13 protein-coding genes are annotated in these 18,202 nt (G+C 68.8%); 3 read left to right on the top strand and 10 right to left on the bottom strand.

What is annotated here, in order from left to right:
- Nucleotides 1–187: 187 nt before the first annotated feature.
- A complete protein-coding gene (locus JFB92_RS16640) occupies nucleotides 188–616 on the bottom strand; it encodes a hypothetical protein (RefSeq protein ID WP_199041313.1) in 429 nt (142 codons plus the stop codon).
- A gap of 215 nt (nucleotides 617–831) precedes the next feature.
- Here JFB92_RS16640 and JFB92_RS16635 point away from each other — a divergent pair, with 215 nt between their 5' ends.
- A complete protein-coding gene (locus JFB92_RS16635) occupies nucleotides 832–1,032 on the top strand; it encodes a hypothetical protein (protein WP_199041310.1) in 201 nt (66 codons plus the stop codon).
- A gap of 17 nt (nucleotides 1,033–1,049) precedes the next feature.
- Here JFB92_RS16635 and hrpA read toward each other — a convergent pair whose 3' ends face one another.
- From hrpA to JFB92_RS16605, 6 genes are all read right to left on the bottom strand, one after another.
- Complete coding sequence (gene hrpA, locus JFB92_RS16630; protein ID WP_233163406.1) at nucleotides 1,050–4,940, bottom strand: ATP-dependent RNA helicase HrpA; 3,891 nt, start codon at nucleotides 4,938–4,940, stop codon at nucleotides 1,050–1,052.
- Nucleotides 4,941–5,007: 67 nt separating this feature from the next.
- Entirely contained in the window at nucleotides 5,008–6,600 is a 1,593-nt protein-coding gene (locus JFB92_RS16625; protein WP_199041304.1) for an ABC-F family ATP-binding cassette domain-containing protein, read from the bottom strand.
- A 260-nt stretch (nucleotides 6,601–6,860) separates the two neighbouring features.
- Nucleotides 6,861–7,643 (bottom strand): lytic polysaccharide monooxygenase, encoded by a 783-nt coding sequence (locus JFB92_RS16620; RefSeq protein WP_233163405.1) that lies wholly within the window; start codon nucleotides 7,641–7,643, stop codon nucleotides 6,861–6,863.
- 178 nt (nucleotides 7,644–7,821) lie between these two features.
- Nucleotides 7,822–9,339, bottom strand: a complete 1,518-nt coding sequence (locus tag JFB92_RS16615) for a sodium-dependent transporter (RefSeq protein WP_199041301.1) — start codon at nucleotides 9,337–9,339, stop codon at nucleotides 7,822–7,824.
- A gap of 72 nt (nucleotides 9,340–9,411) precedes the next feature.
- Nucleotides 9,412–9,525 (bottom strand): methionine/alanine import family NSS transporter small subunit, encoded by a 114-nt coding sequence (locus JFB92_RS16610; RefSeq protein ID WP_199041298.1) that lies wholly within the window; start codon nucleotides 9,523–9,525, stop codon nucleotides 9,412–9,414.
- The gene (locus tag JFB92_RS16605) at nucleotides 9,526–11,070 is read right to left on the bottom strand and encodes a sodium-dependent transporter (protein ID WP_199041295.1); all 1,545 of its coding nucleotides are present in this window, start codon (nucleotides 11,068–11,070) and stop codon (nucleotides 9,526–9,528) included.
- 348 nt (nucleotides 11,071–11,418) lie between these two features.
- Between JFB92_RS16605 and JFB92_RS16600 the strand changes: the two genes are divergently transcribed.
- Together JFB92_RS16600 and JFB92_RS16595 are read left to right on the top strand one after the other, a co-directional pair.
- The gene (locus JFB92_RS16600) at nucleotides 11,419–13,632 is read left to right on the top strand and encodes a HelD family protein (RefSeq protein WP_199041292.1); all 2,214 of its coding nucleotides are present in this window, start codon (nucleotides 11,419–11,421) and stop codon (nucleotides 13,630–13,632) included.
- 47 nt (nucleotides 13,633–13,679) lie between these two features.
- Entirely contained in the window at nucleotides 13,680–15,479 is a 1,800-nt protein-coding gene (locus JFB92_RS16595) for a Stk1 family PASTA domain-containing Ser/Thr kinase (RefSeq protein ID WP_199041289.1), read from the top strand.
- A 112-nt stretch (nucleotides 15,480–15,591) separates the two neighbouring features.
- On the opposite strand, the gene JFB92_RS16590 is transcribed toward JFB92_RS16595, so the two are convergent.
- The 3 genes from JFB92_RS16590 to JFB92_RS16580 form a co-directional block, all read right to left on the bottom strand.
- On the bottom strand, nucleotides 15,592–16,476 hold the full coding sequence (locus tag JFB92_RS16590; protein ID WP_199041286.1) for a phytanoyl-CoA dioxygenase family protein: 885 nt from the start codon (nucleotides 16,474–16,476) through the stop codon (nucleotides 15,592–15,594).
- A 207-nt stretch (nucleotides 16,477–16,683) separates the two neighbouring features.
- Nucleotides 16,684–17,220, bottom strand: a complete 537-nt coding sequence (gene pyrE / locus JFB92_RS16585; RefSeq protein WP_199041284.1) for an orotate phosphoribosyltransferase — start codon at nucleotides 17,218–17,220, stop codon at nucleotides 16,684–16,686.
- A 25-nt stretch (nucleotides 17,221–17,245) separates the two neighbouring features.
- On the bottom strand, nucleotides 17,246–18,124 hold the full coding sequence (locus JFB92_RS16580; RefSeq protein ID WP_199041281.1) for a phytanoyl-CoA dioxygenase family protein: 879 nt from the start codon (nucleotides 18,122–18,124) through the stop codon (nucleotides 17,246–17,248).
- Nucleotides 18,125–18,202 lie beyond the last annotated feature (78 nt).

Raw genomic sequence — 18,202 nt, 5'->3', positions numbered from 1 at the left:
AATGCCGGGACCGGCTGGACTCCGGTTTCCCGAGGCGGGGACGGTGCGGCCCCCGCATCTCATGATCATGCAACGCCGGTCCGACACTCGACCGCGTTTCGGCCGGTACGCGTGTGTTGGGAAGACGGCGCGCCGCCGGTCCCGGCCTGTGGCCGGGACCGGCGGCGCGCCGTGTCGCTGAGGTCTTCTACTGCTGTTGCTGCTGCATGGACCACAGGGTCTGCTGCAGACGCTGCACTTCCTCGGGCTCGCCCGAGCCGGTGCGGATCTTCTTGGTCTTGCCGTCGGCGGTCTGCCGCGTGATGGTCGTGCCGTCGAAGGAGATCCGCTCGCCCTTCGGGGCCCCGTAGGTGCGGACCTTGTTGCCGAAGGGGCCGTGCACGGTCAGGGTGGCCGTGGTCGGTTCGAAGCGGATGAAGGGCGCCGACAGGGAGACGATCCCGGCGGCCAGCAGCAGCGGGCCGAGGATGATCCAGAAGGACAGCATGTCGTTGAGCAGCGCGACCAGTGCGATCGCGAGCAGCAGCGATCCGAAGACGATGTACATGACCGAGACCGACTTCTTGTATCGGATCTTGATCTCGGCGGGGCCGGGCTGGGGTTGCTGGGGGTACATGATCACTCCTGAGGTTCGGGACTCCGCCGAGATTAGCCCGCCGCCGCCACCTGCGGTCCGGGGCCGGACCCCGTCCCAGTCTCAGGGACGTCACAGTGCCACGGCCCAGTGCCAGGGGTCGACTGGGACCGCCTTCTATCAACAAGCCGACAGGTGGCCCGACGGCGGTCGCCTAGATTTGGGCCGAACTTGCCCGCGACCGCATGAGGATGCCTATGACCACCTGGGAATACTTCAGCGCCTCGCTCGTTCTTGACGCTCGCGGCTCCATGAAGAAACGCGCACAATCCTCTGCCGCCTTTCACCAGTCCCTGGACTTCTGGGGAAGTCAAGGCTGGGAAATGATCGGATTCCATGTCCAGAGCTACAAAGGCCATATGTCCTATAACTTCTTGTTCAAGCGCCCCACTGGCTGAATCGGATCCAGACGCAGCTAAAGCGACTGCAGGAGGCGTTTGACCCGCTTCTCGCTCACCGGGTAGCGGGTGCCGAGGCGTTGGGCGAAGAAGCTGATCCTCAGCTCTTCGAGCATCCAGCGCAGTTCCTGGCCGTCGGCGGTCCGCATGGCCGCCGGGCGGGCCCTGGCCAGGGCGTCCCTCTCGGCCTCCAAGGCTTGGACCACGTCCATTCTGGCCTTGTCCCCCGCCGTGTCCTGCCGGACGCGCTGCGCACGCTCCGCGATGCCCCCCACGTACCGCAGCAGGTCGTCCAGGCGCCACCAGCCGGTCGCGCCGATGAAACCGTCCTGCCCGGCGAGGCGTTCGAGCTGGGCCTTCATGTCGCTCATCGCCGCCAGCATCGCGAAGTCGAACTTGCCCTCCAGGAGCCGGCCGGCCTCGCGCGCCTGGGTCAGGATCGCCGCGGCCTTGCGGGCCACCGCGACCGACTCCCCGGCGACCTCGGGGCGGGCGCGTTTGAGGAGCGCCTCGAAGCCCTCCTTGTCCCAGGCGGTCCCGCCGCCTTCGATGAGGACCTTGTCGAGGACGACGCGGACGCAGTCCTCCAGCAGGGCGTCGGCGCTCTCGTACGGGCTCGTCGCGAGCGCCAGCGTCTCGCCGCGGGTCAGGGCCTCCTTGATGTGCGGGTCCGGCAGGCCGAGCCGGAGCAGCCTCCTGGTCCCCGACCACATGTTGGCCGCCTGGGCGCCCGGGTCGGCGAACGCCTTGACGCCGACGGTCCGGCCCTGGTCGTACAGCGCCGGGTAGGACTTGGCGACGTATCCCTTCCGGGGGGTCTCCTGGATCTTCGGCAGCTCGCCGAAGTCCCATTCGGTCAGGCCGGTGCGCTCGAGTTCGGGGGCGGCCTCAGCCGCGGCCTCGGCGGCCTTGGGCGCCAGTTGGCGCTGGAGCGCGCCCAGTTCCTTGCCCTCGGCGACCACCGAGCCGTCCTCGTCCTTGACCTGGAAGGTCATCAGCAGGTGGCCGGGAATCTTGGTCAGGTCGAAGGCGTCCTCGGGGACGTTGACGCCGGTCATCGTGCGCAGCGTCTCCGCCAGCGCGGCGGTCATCGGGCGGCCCGCGGAGGGCTCCATGCGGGCGACGGCGGCCTTGGCGAAGTCCGGGGCGGGCACGAAGTTGCGGCGCAGGGCCTTGGGCAGGCTCTTGATGAGCGATTCGGCGAACTCGGCGCGCAGGCCCGGGACCTGCCAGGTGAAGGCGTCCTGGTCGAGCTGCTGGAGCGCGGGCAGGGGGATCTCGACGGTCACGCCGTCGCTCGGGGCGCCGGGCTCGAACTCGTAGTCCAGGCCGAGGTCGACCCCTTCGGAGGTCCACACCTCCGGGTAGTACTCGGCGGCGACGTCCTCGGCCCGGTCGCCCAGCAGGAGCGTCTCGTCGAAGTCGAGGAGGTGCTTGTCCTTCTGCTTCTTCCACCACGAGTCGAAGTGGCGGCCCGAGACGATGTCGTCCGGCAGGCGCCGGTCGTAGAACTCGAACAGGGTCTGCTCGTCGGCCAGGAGCCCGCGCTGCCGCACCCGGTTCTCCAGCTCCTCGACCTCGCCGATCTTGGCGCGGTTGCGGTTGAAGAAGGGGTGGTGGGTCTCCCATTCGCCTTCGACCAGGGCGTGGCGGATGAACAGCTCGCGGCTGGTCTGGGGGTCGATGCGTCCGAAGTTGACCTTGCGGCGGGGGATGATCGGGACCCCGTAGAGCGTGACGCGTTCGAAGGCTAGGACGGCTCCGGCCTTTTTCGACCAGTGCGGTTCGGAGTAGGTGCGCTTGATCAGGTGCTCGGCGAGGGGCTCGACCCATTCGGGTTCGATCTTGGCGCAGATGCGTCCCCAAAGGCGGCTGGTCTCGACCAGCTCGCCGGCCACGACCCAGCGCGGCTGCTTCTTGAACAGTCCCGAGCCGGGGAAGATCGCGAACTTGGCGCCGCGGCCGCCGAGGTATTCACGCTTGTCGGCCTCTTTGACGCCGATGTGGGAGAGCAGGCCGGCCAGCAGGGCGGTGTGGATGCGGCGGGCGTCGGGGGCGGGGTTCGTGGGGGCGGTGGGGAGCTTGAGCGTCTTGAGGACGGAGTTGATCTGGCGCACCAGGTCCTGCCACTCGCGGATGCGCAGGTAGTGCAGGTATTCCTGTTTGCACATGCGCCGGAACGCGCTGGAGGAGCGGGAGCGCCGCTCGTCCTCGAGGTACTTCCACAGGTTGAGGTAGGCCGAGAAGTCCGAGTCGGGGTCGTTGAAGCGGGCGTGGGACTGGTCGGCCTGGGCCCTCTTGTCGGCGGGGCGCTCGCGCGGGTCCTGGATGGACAGGGCGGCGGCGATGACGGCGACCTCGTGGACGCAGCCCTCCTCCTTGGCCTGGAGGATCATCCGGGCCAGGCGCGGGTCGATCGGGAGGCGGGCCAGGTCGCGGCCGGTCCTGGTCAGGCGGCGCTCGCCGCTGCGGACGTCTTCGAGCGCGCCGAGTTCGACCAGCAGGTCGAGGCCGTCTTTGATGTTGCGGGCGTCGGGGGCGTCGACGAACGGGAAGGTCTCGACGCGGCCGAGTTTGGCGGCGGTCATCTGGAGGATGACGCTGGCGAGGTTGGTGCGCAGGATCTCGGCGTCGGTGAACTCGGGGCGGGCGTTGAAGTCGTCCTCGGAGTACAGGCGGACGCAGATGCCCTCGGCGACGCGTCCGCAGCGGCCGGCCCGCTGGTTGGCGCTGGCCTGGCTGATCGGTTCGATGGGGAGCCGCTGGACCTTGGTGCGGGCCGAGTAGCGGGAGATGCGGGCGAATCCGGCGTCGATGACGTAGCGGATGCCGGGGACGGTCAGGGAGGTCTCGGCGACGTTGGTGGCCAGGACGATGCGGCGGCCGGTGTGGGAGGAGAAGACGCGGTGCTGCTCGGCGGCCGACAGGCGAGCGTAGAGCGGGACGATCTCGGTATGTCGGAGGTTCGCCTTCTCGAGGGCGTCGGTGGTGTCGCGGATCTCCTGCTCGCCGGAGAGGAACACGAGGATGTCGCCGTCGCCTTCGCGTCCGAGCTCGCCCACCGCGTCGAGGATGCCGTCGATCTGGTCGCGCTGCTCGTCCTCGTCGACCAGGGGCCGGTAGCGGACCTCGACCGGGTAGGTGCGCCCGGAGACCTCGAGGACCGGGGCGGGGCCGGATTCCGATGCGAAATGTGCCGCGAAGCGCTCGGGGTCGATGGTCGCGGAGGTGACGATGACCTTCAGGTCGGGGCGCTTGGGGAGGATCTGCCTGAGGCAGCCGAGGATGAAGTCGATGTTGAGGCTGCGTTCGTGGGCCTCGTCGATGACGATCGTGTCGTAGGCGCTCAGGAGCCGGTCGTGCTGGATCTCGGTCAGCAGGATGCCGTCGGTCATGAGCTTGATGAAGCTGGAGTCGGAGACCTGGTCGGTGAAGCGCACCTTCCAGCCGACGGCCTGTCCGAGCGGGGAGCCGAGTTCCTCGGCGATGCGTTCGGCCACCGAGCGGGCGGCGATGCGCCGCGGCTGGGTGTGGCCGATCATGCCGCGCACGCCGCGGCCCAGTTCGAGGCAGATCTTGGGGATCTGGGTGGTCTTGCCCGAGCCGGTCTCGCCGGCGATGACGACGACCTGGTGGTCCCGGATCGCCTCGGCGATGTCGTCGCGCCGCTGGGAGACGGGCAGTTCGTCCGGGTAGACGATCTTCGGGACGCTCGCCTCGCGGGCGGCGAGCTCGGCCTCCTTTACCTCGATGTCGGCTTCGAGGGCGGCGAAGGCGGCCTTGCGGTCCGCGCCGGTCTGCTCGCGGGCCTCGCGCAGCCGCCTGCGCAGCGCGCGCTGGTCGGCGGTGCGCAGCGCGAAGACGCGCTCGCGCAGGCTGGTACGGGATTTCGAGGTGCTGGCAGGCATGACGGTGCTCAAGGATACGCGAGCGCCGGGGCCGGAGGCCATCGGTTTTCCCGGCGCTCGCGTCACCTCAGACCGGTCCGGGCGCGGCGTCGGAGGCGATGCCCGCCCCTCTTTCGAGCCCGATGCGGCGGGTCAGGCCGAGGCCGTCGAGGAACGCCTCGTCGTGGCTGACGACGACCAGGGCGCCGCGGTAGGCGGTCAGGGCCTGCTGGAGCTGCCTGGTCGAGGTCAAGTCGAGGTTGTTGGTCGGCTCGTCCAGCAGCAGCAGGTGCGGCGCGGGCTGGGCCGAGAGGACCGAGGCCAGGGCCGCGCGCAGCCGCTGGCCCCCCGAGAAGGTCGACACCCGCTGGAAGACCGCGTCACGGCGCATGCCGAAGCGCGCCAGGCGGGTCCGCAGCAGCCCCTCTCCGGCCTCGGGGGCGCGGGCGCGGACGTTGTCGAGGACGCTGGCGCCGTCGTCGAGCAGTTCGAGCCGCTGGGTGAGGAAGCCGTGCGGGACGTGTGCGGCGTCGGCGATCGCGCGCAGCAGCGTGGTCTTGCCGGCGCCGTTGTCGCCGGTGACCGCGATCCGCTCGGGGCCGCGTATGTGCAGGTCGAGGCCGTCGCCGAAGAGTCCCGCGACGTCGAGTCGCTTGAGGTGGGCGATGTCGCGGTGGGAGCTGACGCTGGTCTCGGGCAGGTCGACGAGGATGGCTTCGTCGTCGCGCAGCGATTCCTCGGCCGCGTCGAGGCGGTCCTTGGCCTCGGTGACGTCCTCGCGCTTCGCGCCCAGATATTTGGCGTTGCTGGCCTCCCCGGCGCTCTTCTTGCCGTTGAGGACGATCTTCGGGGTGCCGCCGGCGTCGCGTTCGCGCCGCCAGGCGGCCGCGCCTCGGTCGCCTTTGACGCGGGCGGCCACCAGTTCCCGCTTCTGACGGGTCAGATCCTGCTTGGCGTCGCGGACGGCCCGCGCGGCGGCCTCCTGCTCGGCCTCGATCGCCCGCTCGTAGGCGTCGAAGGCGCCCTCGAACACGCGGACGCGGCCCTTGTAGAGCTCGGCCACGGCGTCGACGTGCTCGAGCAGCCGCCGGTCGTGGCTGACCACCACCAACGTCCCGCTGAAACCGCGGATAGCCTGGTAGAGGCGCTCTCGGGCCGTGCCGTCGAGGTTGTTGGACGGCTCGTCGAGCAGCAGCACGTCCGGGCGCGAGGCGAGCTTTCCGGCCAGGCCGACGAGCATGGACTCCCCGCCCGAGAGGGTGGCGACGGTCCGGTCGAGGCCGACGTGGTCGAGGCCGAGCCCGTCCAGGGCCAGGCGCGAGCGGTCGAGGAAGTCCCAGTCTTCGCCGATGACGCCGAAGTGGGCCTCGTCGGCGTCGCCGGCCTCGATCGCGGCCAGCGCGCGGCGCTTGGCGGCGATGCCGAGCAGGTCGGCGACGGTGTCGCCCAGGCGCAGCGGGAGCTCCTGGGGCAGGTAGGCGACCAGCCCCGAAGCGGTGACCGCGCCGGACTCGGGCGCGAGGGTCCCGGCGATGAGTCGCAGCAGTGTGGATTTGCCGGTGCCGTTGTCGCCGATGAGCGCCGTGCGGCCGTCGGAGAAGGCCGCGTCGAGCCCGTCAAAGACGCGGGTGCCGTCGGGCCAGGAGAAGGACAGCCGATTGAGGGTGATGTGGGTTGACATGGTGCGGGTTTCCTCTCGGGTTCGATACCGGTTCGAATCGACTGAGAAGACACCGCGCCCTACCGCTCCGGAATGGAGGAGGCGTGTGAACGTCGGGAAGGGAGCTCCCTGAATCGCAGACGCACGGCATGCACGCAGAGGCATGTCGGCGCGGTGTCCGCGATTACAGCTTCAACGGAGTTCCTTACTTCGACTGCAAAGACGGGTCCGATTATAGCCTCTCGGACGGCCGCGGCTCGGCGGCCGTCCGAGAGATCACCTCAGCAGGTCCTGAGGCGCTCCCACACGCCCCATTCGCCGGTGGTGCCGGGCTCCTCGCCCTGGGTCCACCATTGGGCGCGCCACTCGGCGCCGTCGTGGGTGACCGTGTCGCCGCCGGTGTAGGCCGAGCCCGAGTTCCATGCCGCGGACTCGCAGTCGCCGGACCCTCCGCCACCGCCGCCGCTGTCGCCGTCGTAGTTGACGTCGATGCACTGGTAGAAGGCGTTCGCGGTGTCGGCGATGGTCCAGACGGCCAGGATCAGGTGCTGCCCGGTCTTGGACGGGAGGGTGACGTCGTGGGTGACGGTCCAGTCGGGCCGCTGCCCGCCGTCGTGCTTGGAGTAGATCGGCACCAGGTCCAGGTCGGCGCGGGTCAGCGGCTGGGTCGGATCCCAGCCGTCCTTGGTGATGAAGTACTCCCACTTGTCGGTGCTGTGGGCGGCGGTCAGCGTCCAGATGAAGGTGCGCTGGCCTGCCGAGACTCCCGTGGCGGGCCAGTCGCCGCCGCGGGGGTCGTCGAGTTCGGAGAACCGGGAGTTGCCGCCGGCGCAGATCTGGCCGTCGACCGGGCCGGCCTCGGGGAAGCCCTTGGGGCCCTCGACGCTGTGCGGTTCGTACTGGATGGCGCCGCAGCCGGTGGCGGCGCCGCTGTCGCAGTTGGCGGCGCGGCTGGGTATTTCGGAGACGTAGCCGTGGCCCCAGGCCGCGGTGCTGAACGACAGCGGCAGCGCGACGGCCGCGAGTGCGCTGATCAAGAGTGCGAGGCGTCTGGTTCGGCGCATGTGCCACTCCTTCCAGGGGTAGGGGTGCCCTCCCGAGATATCGGACACCTTCTTAACTAAAAACTAAGCTAACAGTTTCTGAAAGCCCAGCGCAAGCCCCGGAATGCATCAATTGCCGTCGATACAGACGAAAGCGGCCGCACCCTGTGACGGGTGCGGCCGCTGAGACGGGAGCGGGCTACTCGGTGTCGAGCGCCGGCTCCGGTTCGGCCTCTTCACGGACCGGGAGCGGCCGCTTGTACAGGATCACGGTCATGACCAGTCCGAAGACGATCATGGCCCCGCCGACGCCCCAGTTGATGTAGACCAACTCATTGGCGACCTCGGGGTCGGACAGGTCCTCGATCTGCCCCTTGACGTTGAGGAACAGCACGATCGTCAGGATGACCGCCGTCAGGCCCAGGCAGGCGTACCAGACATTGCCGAGCTTGAGCACCGAAGTGCGGTTGGCCTCGGCAGCCAGGGACTTGAGCTTGCCGGTGGCGAAGGCCAGGATGATCGTGGCCAGGCCGCCGAGCACCAGCCCGTAGCCGGAGACGGCGAAATCGACCGCGTCGACCATCGAGGAGCCGTTGGCGGTCGGGTAGATCAGCAGCGAGACGATCGCCATCGGGACGCCCAGGTAGGCCACCGTCTTCTTGCGGCTCCAGCCGAAGCGGTCCTCGACCGAGGTCATCGGCACGATCACGATCGAGATCAGCGAGGAGATGCCGGCCACGGCCAGGCTCGCGAAGAACAGCACGCCTATGAAGGCGCCACCGGGCATCTCGTTGAGGATGGTCGGGAAGGTGATGAAGGCGACCCCGCCTCCAGTGCCGACCAGTCCGTCGATCGGCTGCGCGGCCTGGACGGACATGAAGCCCAGGATCGAGAACACGCCGATGCCGGCCAGCAGCTCGAACGAGGAGTTCGCGAAGGCGACGGTGACGGCGGTCGTCGACAGCTCGGACTTCTTCTTCAGGTAGGAGGAGTAGGCGATCATCGTGCCCATGCCGATCGACAGGGAGAAGAAGATCTGGGCATAGGCGCCCAGCCAGATCTCCGCCTCGCCGATGCGGCTCCACTCCGGGGTGAAGAAGGCGTTCAGGCCCTCCGTGGCGCCTTCGAGGGTGACGGCCCGGACGACGATGATGCCGAACAGCACCATCAGCAGGGGGATGCAGATGCGGTTGGCCAGTTCGACGCCGCGGCGGATTCCGCCGAGCATGATGGTCAGGACCAGGACCCAGACGCCGACCAGGACGGCGAAGATCGGCCAGCGGAACTCGAAGAAGTCGAGGTTCCCGCCGGCCCCCAGGAAGTCGCCGACGAAGAAGTCGACCGGCTGGTCGCCCCAGCCCCTGGAGAAGGCGAAGTACGTGTAACTGAGGGCCCAGGCGATGACCGCGGCGTAGAAGGTGGACAGGCAGAAGGCGATGGCGTTCTGCCACCAACCGATGCCCTCGGCAGGCTTGGAGATCTGCCGGTAGACGGACGGGGGGCCGACCTGGTGCTTGCGGCCGAGCGTGTATTCGAGCAGCAGGAGGGGAATACCGGCGGTGAGCAGTGCGAACAGGTACGGCAGCAGGAAGGCGCCGCCGCCGAATTCGTACGCCTCGCCGGGGAAGCGCCAGATGTTTCCCAGGCCGATCGCCGATCCGGCGGCGGCCAGGATGAACCCGGCGCGGGTCCCCCAGGTCTCTCTTTGCGTGATCATTTCTGGATTCCTCGGGCTCTCCGGTTAGCGGGGGTGAGGGGGCCGGCTCGGGCCGCCGGCCCCCGCTTCGTTCTACTCGTTGTCGGGCTTTTCGGGGTGGGTCATGAGAGTGATCGCGGAGACGATGAGTCCTCCGAAGATGATGACCATGGCGATGATCATCATGGTGATGGCTGCGGCGCTCATTTAGCTGTCCTCCTTTCCTGCGGCGAGGGGCTGGGCGGCTTCCTCTTCGTCGATCGGCTCGGGCGAGTCCTTCCGGCGCAGCGCGAGGGCCATGATCAAGCCGAAGGCCAGCGCGGCGATGGCCAGCGCCCAGCCGAAGCCCTGGTTGGTGTTGTAGAGGCCGAGGGCCGGGTCGTCCGGTCCGGCCGTGATCAGGTCCCGGACGTTCAGGACCAGGATGACCGTGAGCGCGATGGGCGTGAGGACGCCCAGGCACACCAGCCAGATCGGGCCGATCTTGAACGTGGAGGTGGCGTTGGCGTTGCTCCGCAGGTCCTTCCACTTCCGGGCCACCCAGATGACCATCACGATGCTGACCGGCGCGGCGACCGCGATGCCGAACTGGTTGATGAAGTAGTCCGAGACGTCCAGCAGGTTCAGGCCGCCGACGGTCGGGAACAGCACGATCGAGACCACGGCCATCGCCCCGCCGATGACCCCGGTGGCCTTGCCTCGGGACCAGCCGAAGCGGTCCTCCAGTGCGGCGACCGGCACCTGCACGATGCTCACCAGCGAAGTGAAGCCGGCGACGGCCAGCGAGGCGAAGAACAGGAGGCCGAACACCCCGGCCAGATACGGCAGGGTGTTGACGATCTGCGGGAAGGCGATGAACGCCAGGCCGACGCCCGCGTAGGTCTGATCGGCGATCGGGACGCCGGTCTCCAGGGCCATGAAGCCCAGGACCGAGAACACGCCGATGCCGGCGAGGATCTCGAACGACGAGTTGGCGAAGCCGACCGTCAGCGCCGAGGTCGTGATGTCGGACTTCCGCCTCAGGTAGGAGGCGTAGGTGATCATGATGCCGAAGCCGATCGACAGCGAGAAGAAGATCTGGCCGTAGGCGTTGAGCCAGACCTGCGGCTCGGCGATCCGGTCCCAGTCGGGGGTGAAGAACTGGTTGAGGCCGTCGACGGCCCCGTCCAGCGTCAGCGCCTGGATGACCAGGACGCTGAACATGACCACCAGCAGCGGGATGAAGATCTTCGAGACCGCCTCGATGCCCTTCCTGACGCCCGCGCCGATCACGAAGAGGGTCGCGAGCCAGAGCAGGATGAGGACGATGCCGATATTGGGCACCCAGCCGGAGAAGTCGTACATCTCCCCGGCCTCGAGGAAGTCGCCGACCAGAAACGTCGCGGTGTCCTCGCCCCACTGCTGGCCGAACGAGTACACGGCGTACCAGACGGCCCAGGAGATGATGACCGCGTAGTAGACGGCGATGACGAACGAGATCGCCACCTGCCACCAGCCGACGAACTCGGCGTTCTTGTTCAATCGGCGCAGGGCGGCCGGTGCCGAGCCCCGGTAGCGGCGCCCGACGGTGAACTCCATGATGAGCAGCGGGATACCCGCCGTGAGCAGGGCCACCAGGTAAGGGACGAGAAAGGCGCCGCCGCCGTTGTCGAAGGCGACGCCGGGGAAGCGCCAGATGTTGCCGAGCCCGACCGCCGAGCCGATGGCGGCCAGGATGAATCCGGCTCTGGTCCCCCAGTTCTCTCTTGTCATTGTGCATCTCTCCAGTCACGCGTTGTGAGGGCACTCACACTTACGCTTACGTTAGCGATATCGTTCTGTCACAGTCAAGGAAGTGTTATAGGCGCGTTATCAAAGTCCACACTCAATTCGATCACGCTGGTGAGGCACGATACCGCCCGTATACTCCCGAACCGGGCGTTGGTGACGCGAACGCGGATCGGGTGATTTCCGGTGGTCTCAGCGTAGTCATGTTCCGACTCGCCAGGAGACGATCAGGGGCTTCCGGGGTTATGCTTTTCAGTTGCGTCGTAGAAACTCGAAAAAACCTTGCGCATCGTACGCTTCCGCATTCATCCGGCCAGCCACTCGAGGAGACCTGTGTCCGCTGCCATCACTCCTGTCCTCTCCGCCGAGCAGGCACGGCTCGACGGGCTCTACTCCCGCCTCGACCGGCTGCGCGCCCAGACGGCCTCCCGCCTCGACCATTCGCGGCGCTCGCACGTCGAGAACGACCAGGAACTGTCCCAGCGCGACGCCGAGACCCACTTCCACCGCCGCCGCATCGCCCAGCTCGACGCGGTCGAAGAGGGCCTGTGCTTCGGACGGCTCGACTACACCGACGACGAGACCCCGATGTACCTGGGCCGGATCGGCCTGCACGCCGAGGGCGGCGAGCAGCTGCTGGTCGACTGGCGCTCAGAGGCCGGACGGCGCTTCTACCTGGCCACGGCCGCCTCCCCGGCAGGAGTGCGCCGCCGCCGCCACCTGCACACCAGGGGCCGCCGCCTCACCTCGGTGACCGACGAGGTCCTGGACTTGGACTCCGCCGACGGCTCGGCCTCCTCGATCGGCTCCGAGGGCGCGCTCATGGCGGCCCTGGACGCGGCCCGCACCGGAAGCATGAAGGACATCGTCGCCACCATCCAGGCCGAGCAGGACCGCATCATCCGCGCCCCGCTCGAAGGGGTGATGATCGTCGACGGCGCCCCCGGCACCGGCAAGACCGCCGTCGCCCTCCACCGGGCCGCCTACCTGCTGTACGAGCACCGCGAGCAGCTCCAGCGGCGCGGCGTCCTCATCGTCGGCCCCGGAAAGCAGTTCCTGCGCTACATCTCGGAGGTGCTGCCGGGCCTGGCCGAGACCGACGTGCTGCTGCGCACCCCCGCCGAGCTCTACCCCGGAATCGGCCCCGACCGGCCCGAGTCCGAGGCCACGGCCACTCTCAAGGGCCGCTCGATCATGGCCGGGGTCATCGCCAGCGCCGTCGCCGACCGCCAGGAGGTGCCCCGGGAGCCGCAGGCGGTGCACTACGAGGACCACACGCTGTGGCTGCGCCCGGAGAAGATCACCGCCGCCCGCGACGCGGCCCGCGAGACCGGACTGCCGCACAACGGCGCCCGCGAGACCTTCCACAAGCGCGTCATCGCCGACCTGGCCATGCAGTACGCCGACATCATCGGCGAAGACCCGCTCGGCGGGGAGAACCTGCTGGACCTGGAGGACCGGACGAGACTGGCCGAGGAGATCGCCACCGACGCGGCCATCCGCGACCGGATCGAGCAGCTGTGGCCGGCCCTGACCCCCACCGAGCTGCTGGAAGACCTGTTCGCATCTCCAGAGCGGCTCGCCTCGGCCGCCGCAGCGCTGACGCCCGAGGAGCGCCGGCTGCTCGTGCGCGAACCGGGAGGCTGGAGCGAGGCCGACATCGCGCTGCTCGACGAGGCCGCCGAGCACCTCGGCGCCGGCAAGCGCGGGGGCCGGGCCGGGGACTCCGACAGCGAGCAGATCGCCTACGCCGAGGACGTGCTGTCGATCGCAGCCGGCTCGGCCTCGTTCGACTTCGAGGACGAGGAGTCCGAGATCCTCCAGGCCACCGACGTCATCGACGCCGCCTGGCTGAGCGAGCGGCAGGCCTCGCGGCGGTTCGTGTCCGTGGCCGAGCGGGCCGCCGCCGACCGGCGCTGGATCTTCGGGCACGTCATCGTCGACGAGGCCCAGGAGCTGTCGCCGATGGTGTGGCGGGCGCTGCTGCGCCGCTGCGTCTCGAGGTCGTTCACCGTCGCCGGGGACCTGGCTCAGGCCGGGAACGCGGCGGCCCCTGCGAGCTGGGGCGAGGTCTTCGACTCCTCGGAGCTGACCTGGCGGGCCGAGCAGTTGACCGTCTCCTACCGCACTCCGGCCGAGATCATGGAGGTCGCGACCCGCCTGCTGGACGCGATCGACGCCCGGGCCCCGCGGCCGGAGTCGGTGCGGGCCTCCGGGCACCGGCCGTGGCTCGAGATCGCCTCCGACGGACTGGAGGGCCGGGTCGCCGAGATGGCGGCCGCCGAGGCCGAGGCCGTCGGAGAAGGATCGGTGGCCATCGTCACCACGCCGGAGCTGGCCGCCGAGCTGGCGTGGATCGAGACCGCCTCGGTGATGACGGTCAAGCAGGCTAAGGGCCTGGAGTTCGACAGCGTCATCGTCGTCGACCCCGACGCGATCGCCGAGGCCAACCCGCGGAACCTGTACGTCGCCCTCACTCGCGCCACCAAGCGGCTCGGGATCGTCGCTCCGGACAAACCGGTCTTCCCCGGGGCCGAGGTCCTCTAAAGGTCGCTCCCAGCTCTTAGACTGGTGTCTGCGAAAGGGGGTGCGGGTTGACGACGGCGACCGGAGACCTGACGGGTGCGCTCATCGAAGGGCGGTACCGACTCGAGCGGCTGATCGCCCAGGGCGGCATGGCCGCGGTCTACGAGGCGCACGACGACCGGCTCGAACGGACCGTGGCGGTCAAGATGATCACCGGCGTCGACGCGTCGATGGACCTGGAGGCCTTCACCGGCGAGGCCCGCACCATCGCCCGGCTCTCGCACCCGAACGTGGTCGCCGTGTTCGACCAGGGCGTCCACGAGGGAATGCCGTACGTGGTCATGGAGTACGTGCCGGGCACGACCCTGCGCGAGCTGCTGAACCGGCGGCGCCGCCTGCGCATCGACGAGGCCGTGGAGCTGTGCGGGCAGGTCCTGGAGGGACTCCAGGCCGCGCACGACGCCGGGCTGGTCCACCGCGACATCAAACCCGAGAACATCCTGCTCAAGAAGGGCGGCAAGGGCGACCGGGTCAAGGTCGTCGACTTCGGACTGGCAGAGGCCGTCCACGGCGGCGCCCGACGCGACGGGCCGCTGCTGGCCACCGCGGCCTACGTCGCCCCCGAACTGGTCTCGGGGTCCCCGGCGAGCCCGGCCAGCGACGTGTACTCCACGGCGATCCTGCTGTACGAGCTGCTCACCGGCGAGGTCCCGTTCGACGGGCCCGACCCCGGCGAGGTCGCGCAGCGGCACCTGCACGAGGACATCCCCTCGCCGCGGCGCGCCGCGCCGGACATTCCCGATGGGCTGGCGCAACTGGTGATGCTGGCCGCGAGCAGAGACCCGGCGGCGCGGCCGGTCGACGCCGGCGCGTTCGCGCGGCGGCTCGGGGCCGTCGACGCCACCCCGGTGGCGACCGCGGCCGGGCAGCTGCCGCGGCCCACCCGCGCGGTCCAGACCACGATGGTGGTGCCGGGCGGGACCGGCAAGCGGTCGTGGAAGGCGCTTATCACGCTGATCGCGATCGTGGTGCTGCTGGCGGCGGTGGCGTTCGCGGGCTGGTGGATCGGCATCGGGCGCTACACCTCGGCGCCGTCCCTGCTGGACCAGGACGCCGAATCGGTGGCCGCCTACGCCGAAGGGCGGGGATTCGAGGTCGAGTTCGACGACGGCGGGTACAGCGAGACCGTGCCGGTCGACCAGGTCCTGGCGCAGGACCCGGGCGTGGGCGAGCGGATCAGGTCGGGCGGGACGATCACGGTGACGCTCTCGCTGGGACCGGAGCGGTACGAGGTCCCGAGCCTGGCCGGGTCCGACGAGGACGAGGCGCTGGACGCGCTCGGGGAGTTCGGCGCGGACGTGACCGTCGAGCGCGAGTACAGCACCGAGTACCCCGAAGGGCAGGTCGTCTCGACCTCGCCGGAGGCCGGGACCGAGGTCAAATCCGGTTCGGCGGTGACGGTGGTGGTCTCGCGGGGCGAGCCGCCGCTGGAGGTGCCCGACCTGGTCGGGAAAGACGAGGACGAGGCCGAGGAGGCGCTGGAGGCGGAGGGCCTCGAGGTCGGGGACGAGACCGAGCGGTACAGCGACACGATCCCCGAGGGCGCGGTGATCGAGCATTCGCCGGGCTCGGGCGAGCCGGCCGACTACGGCGACGAGGTGGATTTGGTCATCAGCGAGGGCCCGGAGCCGGTCGAGGTCCCCGACGTGATCGGGATGGACGTCGACGACGCCAAGGAGCTGCTCGAAGAGCTGGGATTCGAGGTCAAGACCGGCCAGATCTGGTTCACCGGCACGGTCTTCGACCAGTCGAAGGATCCCGGCGAGGAGGTCCCGAAGGGCTCGGAGATCTGGATCTGGGCCCGCTGAGGCCCCAGACTGTCGCACCCCGAAGGTACTTTTGTGTCCAGGGGTCCCCCTTGGACCACCGCCTTCGGCGTGCGCTCCGGATCTCGGCCGCTCGGGCCTCCTCGCTGCTACATCACCGCTCCGGCTTCAGAGGCGGGTTCTTCGGGTCGAGCAGTCCTTGTTCCTCCAGCCAGAGGTAGAGCGGCGTCTCGTCGAAGTGGAACCCCCAGGCGTGGTCGCCGGTCGGCGCGCAGCCGCCGAGCAGCTGCTGCTGGACCGGGTCGAGGTCGTTCCACCACGACCGGTTCGGCAGGTCCTCGACGTCGTCGCGCCCGCGGACCCACTGCGGGCTGTACCCGATGAAGGCCATCTTGCGGGTGATGTCGGAGTAGTTGTCGGTGGCCGCGTGCCAGAGCCGACGTTCGAAGAACAGGACGTCGCCGGGCTCTCCGGTGACCTCGATCGCGCCCTCCGGCTCCGGCCACTCGACATCGCGACGCGGCGGGCCGTCGATCCGGTTCCGCTTGTGCGAGCCGGGCACGATCTTGGTGTTGCCGCGGCCGGGCTCGGACAGGTCGGAGAGGAAGTAGGAGAGCTTCACCGCCATTCTCGGCCGCGGGTCGGTCTCGAGCTGGGTATTCTGTCGGCCGCCGTCCTGGTGCCATTTGAAACGATATGGCTGCTTCTCCCGAATGGGAGGATTAACATCCACATGGGAGTGATGCACGTGGGTGTTCCACCCGAGTATCGACCAGACATAGTGGAACGTGTTCGGATGGTTGAGCAGCCCTGCCATCTCAGGTACGGCGGTGATCGCGCTCAGCTTGTGGATCGCGCCGGTCGGAGTGAGCCGACCGGCGTCGCGTTCCTCGATGTAGAGGCGGTCCAGCGCCTCGGCGTACCGTGCGACCTCGTCGGCATCGAGCGCGCCTCGGATCATCAGATAGCCGTCGCGGTCGAATGCCTCGATCTGCTCGGGGGTGAGAGAGGAGGCTCGGAGGGCGGTCTGTGAGGTCATGAAAGGGGCCTTCCAGTGAAACTTGGGTGTTTTCGAGTTGCACTGTTAATACCCCTCGGCCGGCCGTTGGAGTTGCCTCGAATCCGGCGAATTCTTTATCTTACGCACAGTAGTCGAAACGCCCGAATGGAAAGTTCCTTTCCATTCGGGCGTCATTCGAATCGGTCGGTGAATTGGACGATCGAATCGCCGCCGGACACCGTCCGGTCAGGCGGCGCCGGCCGCTTTCAGTTCGGTCATCGTGAACAGGGCCTTCAATTCGATGCCCTTGTCGGCCAAGTTCTTCTGGCCGCCGGACTCGCGGTCGATCACGCAGATGGTCCGCTCGACCGTCGCGCCCCGGTCGCGCAGTTCGGTGACCGCGTCGAGGACCGCGCCGCCGGAGGTCACGACGTCCTCCACGACCAAGAGCCTGCGGCCTTCCACGTCGCCGCCCTCGGCGAGGCGGCAGGTGCCGTAGGTCTTGGCCTCCTTGCGCACGAACAGCGTCGGCACCCCGGTCACCTGCGAGAGCATCGTCGCCAGCGGGATGCCGCCGAGCTCCAGGCCCGCCAGCGCGTCGACTCCCTGCTCGGGGATGAGCGGCGCCAGCGCCTCGGCGACTCGCCGCAGCATCAGCGGATCGGACTCGAACAGATACTTGTCGAAGTACTCGTTCGCCTCCACACCGGACCGGAGAGTGAACTCCCCGGTCAGGTGCGAGCGGCGGTAGATGTCACGAGCGAGCTCGGTGTCGGCGGTCATGGCCACAGCCTGCCATGTCCCCCGGTCACGGCTTCAGCGGCGGGTATTCCGGGTCGAGGAGGTCACGCTCTGCGAGCCACTGGTAGACCGGGGTCTGGTCCGGGTAGTGGCCCCAGCCGTGGTCCCCGGTCGGCGCGCAGCCGCCGAGCAGCTGCTGCTGGACCGGGTCGAGGTCGTTCCACCACGACCGGTTCGGCAGGTCCTCGACCTCGTCGCGGGCGCGGATCCAGCGCGGGGTGAACCCGAAGAACGCGACCCTGCGGGTGACGTCGGAGTAGTTGTCGCTGCGGGCGTGCCAGATGCGCCGGTCGAAGAACAGCACGTCCCCGGCCTCGCCGGTGACCTCGATGGCGCCGGGCGGGTCGGGCCACTCGACGTCGCGGCGCGGCGGGCCGTCGATCCGGTTCCACTTGTGCGAGCCGGGCACGATCTTGGTGTTGCCGCGGCCGGGCTCGGACAGGTCGGAGAAGAAGTAGGCGAGCTTGACCGAGAGCATCGGGCGCGGGTCGGTCTCGATCTCGCGGTTCTGCCGGCCGCCGTCCTGGTGCCATTCGAATCGGAACGGACGCTTGCCTTCGATGGGCGGGTGCACGTCCACATGCGAGTGGTAGACGTGAAAGTTCCAGCCGATCATGGACCACACGTAGTGGAAGGTCTTCGGGTGGTTCAGCAGCTCGGCCATCTCGGGCACGGAGGTCGCCGCGCTGAGCTTGTGCATCGAGCCTTCGGGGCTGAGCCTGCCGGCGGCCTTCTCCTCCTCGTAGACCCGGTCGAGCGCGGCCGAATAGCGGGCGGTCTCATCGGAGTCGAGGGCACCGCGGATCATCAGGTAGCCGTCGCGGTCGAAGTCGGCTCGCTGCTCTGGAGTGAGCGGAGCCACATCCGCCTTGGTCGCTGCGGTCATGTCCTGTGTACCTTTCCGGGGTATTGGAAACCTGGAATGTCCTCTTGTCTGACGCCCATTAAGTCGGCTCCGGTTGCA

Source organism: Glycomyces salinus, from assembly GCF_016428645.1.
Lineage (GTDB): Bacteria > Actinomycetota > Actinomycetes > Mycobacteriales > Micromonosporaceae > Glycomyces > Glycomyces salinus.
This window is presented reverse-complemented; position numbering and strand designations above follow the sequence as displayed.

Excerpts from the sequence above, each read along its gene's own strand:
- JFB92_RS16640 (WP_199041313.1), bottom strand. The coding sequence starts at position 616 with ATGTACCCCCAGCAACCCCAGCCCGGCCCCGCCGAGATCAAGATCCGA.
- JFB92_RS16635 (WP_199041310.1), top strand. The coding sequence starts at position 832 with ATGACCACCTGGGAATACTTCAGCGCCTCGCTCGTTCTTGACGCTCGC.
- hrpA (WP_233163406.1), bottom strand. The coding sequence starts at position 4,940 with ATGCCTGCCAGCACCTCGAAATCCCGTACCAGCCTGCGCGAGCGCGTC.
- JFB92_RS16625 (WP_199041304.1), bottom strand. The coding sequence starts at position 6,600 with ATGTCAACCCACATCACCCTCAATCGGCTGTCCTTCTCCTGGCCCGAC.
- JFB92_RS16620 (WP_233163405.1), bottom strand. The coding sequence starts at position 7,643 with ATGCGCCGAACCAGACGCCTCGCACTCTTGATCAGCGCACTCGCGGCC.
- JFB92_RS16615 (WP_199041301.1), bottom strand. The coding sequence starts at position 9,339 with ATGATCACGCAAAGAGAGACCTGGGGGACCCGCGCCGGGTTCATCCTG.
- JFB92_RS16610 (WP_199041298.1), bottom strand. The coding sequence starts at position 9,525 with ATGAGCGCCGCAGCCATCACCATGATGATCATCGCCATGGTCATCATC.
- JFB92_RS16605 (WP_199041295.1), bottom strand. The coding sequence starts at position 11,070 with ATGACAAGAGAGAACTGGGGGACCAGAGCCGGATTCATCCTGGCCGCC.
- JFB92_RS16590 (WP_199041286.1), bottom strand. The coding sequence starts at position 16,476 with ATGACCTCACAGACCGCCCTCCGAGCCTCCTCTCTCACCCCCGAGCAG.
- pyrE (WP_199041284.1), bottom strand. The coding sequence starts at position 17,220 with ATGACCGCCGACACCGAGCTCGCTCGTGACATCTACCGCCGCTCGCAC.
- JFB92_RS16580 (WP_199041281.1), bottom strand. The coding sequence starts at position 18,124 with ATGACCGCAGCGACCAAGGCGGATGTGGCTCCGCTCACTCCAGAGCAG.